This window comes from Shewanella sp. SM95, assembly GCF_025653595.1.
Classification (GTDB): Bacteria; Pseudomonadota; Gammaproteobacteria; order Enterobacterales; family Shewanellaceae; genus Shewanella; species Shewanella oncorhynchi.
On sequence record NZ_JAKKSE010000052.1, the window covers coordinates 1 to 3,031 of the forward strand.

Here is a 3,031-nt window from a genome sequence, read left to right on the forward strand (position 1 = left end):
TAAAACCCATCTGGGTTGTATGGTTAAGCCTCTCGAGTCATTAGTACATGTTAGCTCAACGCCTCACAACGCTTACACACCATGCCTATCAACGTCCTAGTCTCGAACGGCTCTTTAGAGGAATTAAATTCCTAGGGATGACTCATCTTAGGGCTCGCTTCCCGCTTAGATGCTTTCAGCGGTTATCGATTCCGAACGTAGCTACCGGGCAATGCCATTGGCATGACAACCCGAACACCAGCGGTTCGTCCACTCCGGTCCTCTCGTACTAGGAGCAGCTCCCTTCAATCATCCAACGCCCACGGCAGATAGGGACCGAACTGTCTCACGACGTTCTGAACCCAGCTCGCGTACCACTTTAAATGGCGAACAGCCATACCCTTGGGACCGACTTCAGCCCCAGGATGTGATGAGCCGACATCGAGGTGCCAAACACCGCCGTCGATATGAACTCTTGGGCGGTATCAGCCTGTTATCCCCGGAGTACCTTTTATCCGTTGAGCGATGGCCCTTCCATTCAGAACCACCGGATCACTATGACCTACTTTCGTACCTGCTCGACGTGTATGTCTCGCAGTTAAGCTGGCTTATGCCATTGCACTAACCGTACGATGTCCGACCGTACTTAGCCAACCTTCGTGCTCCTCCGTTACTCTTTGGGAGGAGACCGCCCCAGTCAAACTACCCACCAGGCACTGTCCCTAATCCCGATAAGGGACCTAGGTTAGAACATCAAAACTACAAGGGTGGTATTTCAAGGACGACTCCATCATGACTAGCGTCACAACTTCAWAGTCTCCCACCTATCCTACACATGTAGGTTCAATGTTCAGTGCCAAGCTATAGTAAAGGTTCACGGGGTCTTTCCGTCTAGCCGCGGGTATACGGCATCTTCACCGCAATTTCAACTTCACTGAGTCTCGGCTGGAGACAGCGTGGCCATCATTACGCCATTCGTGCAGGTCGGAACTTACCCGACAAGGAATTTCGCTACCTTAGGACCGTTATAGTTACGGCCGCCGTTTACCGGGGCTTCGATCATGAGCTTCTCTTGCGATAACCCAATCAATTAACCTTCCGGCACCGGGCAGGCGTCACACCGTATACTTCCTCTTGCGAGTTTGCACAGTGCTGTGTTTTTGATAAACAGTTGCAGCCACCTGGTATCTGCGACTCCCGTCAGCTTAGAGAGCAAGTCTCATCACCAACAGGAGCGTACCTTCTCCCGAAGTTACGGTACCATTTTGCCTAGTTCCTTCAGCCGAGTTCTCTCAAGCGCCTTGGTATTCTCTACCCGACCACCTGTGTCGGTTTGGGGTACGATTCCCACTAACCTGAAGCTTAGAAGATTTTCCTGGAAGCATGGCATCAACTACTTCAGTCCCTTAGGACCTCGTCATCAGCTCTCAGTGTGTACATTWAAGTACGTGTCCCCGGATTTGCCTAAGAACACCACCTACCACCTTAAACGCGGACTACCAACGCCGCGCTAGCCTAGCCTTCTCCGTCTCTCCATCGCAGTTAGCGGAAGTACAGAAATATTAATCTGTTTCCCATCGATTACGCCTTTCGGCCTCACCTTAGGGGTCGACTCACCCTGCCCCGATTAACGTTGGACAGGAACCCTTGGTCTTTCGGCGAGGGGGTTTTTCACCCCCTTTATCGTTACTCATGTCAGCATTCGCACTTCTGATACCTCCAGCGTGGGTTACCCCTTCACCTTCAACGGCTTACAGAACGCTCCTCTACCGCGCACAGTAAACTGTGCACCCGTAGCTTCGGTGACTAGCTTAGCCCCGTTACATCTTCCGCGCAGGCCGACTCGACTAGTGAGCTATTACGCTTTCTTTAAATGATGGCTGCTTCTAAGCCAACATCCTAGCTGTCTAAGCCTTCCCACATCGTTTCCCACTTAGCTAGTACTTTGGGACCTTAGCTGACGGTCTGGGTTGTTTCCCTTTTGACGACGGACGTTAGCACCCGCCGTCTGTCTCCCGAGTAGTACTCATTGGTATTCGGAGTTTGCAAAGGGTTGGTAAGTCGGGATGACCCCCTAGCCTTAACAGTGCTCTACCCCCAATGGTATTCGCTCGAGGCGCTACCTAAATAGCTTTCGAGGAGAACCAGATATCTCCCGGTTTGATTGGCCTTTCACCCCCAGCCACAAGTCATCCGCTAATTTTTCAACATTAGTCGGTTCGGTCCTCCAGTTGATGTTACTCAACCTTCAACCTGCCCATGGCTAGATCACCGGGTTTCGGGTCTACACCTTGCAACTAAACGCGCAGTTAACACTCGGTTTCCCTACGGCTCCGCTATTCGCTTAACCTCGCTACAAAATGTAAGTCGCTGACCCATTATACAAAAGGTACGCAGTCACGGTCTCAAGAACCGCTCCCACTGCTTGTACGTATACGGTTTCAGGTTCTATTTCACTCCCCTCACAGGGGTTCTTTTCGCCTTTCCCTCACGGTACTGGTTCACTATCGGTCAGTCAGGAGTATTTAGCCTTGGAGGATGGTCCCCCCATATTCAAACAGGATGTCACGTGTCCCGCCTTACTCGTTTTCATCAATGGTTAGTTTTCATGTACGGGGCTATCACCCTGTGCCGCTGCGCTTTCCAACGCATTCCACTAACACCCCACTGACTTAAGGGCTAATCCCCGTTCGCTCGCCGCTACTAGGGGAATCTCGGTTGATTTCTTTTCCTAAGGGTACTTAGATGTTTCAGTTCCCCTCGTTCGCCTCGCAACACTATGTATTCATGTTGCGATAACAGCTTATGCTGCTGGGTTCCCCCATTCGGACATCGTTAGCTCAAATGCTTGTTACTAGCTCGCCAACGCTTTTCGCAAGTTACTACGTCCTTCATCGCCTCTGACTGCCAAGGCATCCACCGTATACGCTTAGTCGCTTAACCATACAACCCAAATGAGTTTCACTCATCTGCGCCGCATTGCGACCAGCTTGGTTTTACTTGTCTCACTTCTGACCAAAGAAGTGGACGCGCCTTAGACGTAAACTATTCA

1 rRNA gene is annotated in these 3,031 nt (G+C 51.1%); it reads right to left on the minus strand.

Annotated elements, in window-relative coordinates:
• Positions 1-19: 19 nt before the first annotated feature.
• A 23S ribosomal RNA gene (locus tag L5M29_RS23575) occupies positions 20-2,922 on the minus strand.
• Positions 2,923-3,031 lie beyond the last annotated feature (109 nt).